The organism is Vibrio sp. YT-18 (genome assembly GCF_033337345.1).
In the GTDB taxonomy this organism is placed as follows: Bacteria; Pseudomonadota; Gammaproteobacteria; order Enterobacterales; family Vibrionaceae; genus Vibrio; species Vibrio alginolyticus.
In genome coordinates, this window is record NZ_JAWOQO010000254.1 from 1 (window position 1) to 1,069 (window position 1,069).

Consider the following 1,069-nt stretch of genomic DNA (forward strand, 5'->3'; position numbering starts at 1 on the left):
TAAAAAGAAACCCGCTGCTTCGGAGTAAACTCCCAAAGAGCGGGTTTCTTTTTTCGCTTATCTTTACGCCAAGCTATCGGAACTTGCTTTTGAGCATCAGGAACAAGAAGTAGGTACTACCGATAATCGCGACTAACGTACCAGCTGCAATTTGGCTCGGGTAAATGGCGATTTGCCCTAACCAATCCGCCCAAACCATAAGCGTTGCACCAATCAAACTGCCAACGAATAATTGTTCTTTGACCTTTCTTGCTCCTAGCATCATCGCCATGTGTGGTGCGACCAAACCAACAAAGGAAACAGGGCCGACCGTCGCCGTTGAAAAGGCACACAGCAGAGCAACGATAACAAGCAAAATCGTGTTCGCAGATGATGGATTCAGCCCGCGCGCGTTAGAAAACGCTCGACCAATAGAAATCAGTGTTAGCCAACGTGACAACGCAAATACAATCGCTAAAAGCACCAACAGGGCGATAAGCAACATCAATGCACTTGTGCTGGTGACGCGATACGTTGAGCCCGTGAGCCAGAGCAAAATTTTGTAACTTTCCCCAGAGCCTTGCGCCAACGCAAACTGCACGAGAGCTTGTAATAGGGCGCTAAGGGCAATACCCGAGAGTACAAAATTAGAAGGGTTAAAGTGGCTGCGTTTCCCGATAATGAGCAGCAGCATCAATACGGTCAGACTGCCCAGAAAAGCGACGCCCCAGTTAAATGCGGCGAGTACAGAGCCAACCATCACACCAGTGATGATAATGGCAAAGGTTGCGCCGGATGACACACCGAGAATGTCTGGGCTCGCGAGTGGGTTGTAAACGATGCGCTGCAAAATGATCCCTGCAATGGAAAGGGCAACGCCTACTGAAATCGCACTGATCATGCGTGGCCACCGCAGTTGCCATTGGAACTCGCCAGGAATCGCAAACTCAATACCACTGATACCGTGCGTAACAAATGAGTAGGCCAGAATGCCGATGATTCCCATTACTGCAATGCCCCAAACTGCTGCGTTCGATAGGGCCGTTTTTCCTTGGCTCATCGACAAGTTCAGCTGATCCGTAGCTGTCAG

General features: G+C 49.8%; 1 protein-coding gene. It reads right to left on the reverse strand.

Annotated features, from left to right (window positions below; all coding sequences use genetic code 11):
- Positions 1-73: 73 nt before the first annotated feature.
- A partial coding sequence (locus R7M72_RS25795) for an iron ABC transporter permease (protein ID WP_318056556.1) occupies positions 74-1,069 on the reverse strand: 996 nt, incomplete at its 5' end.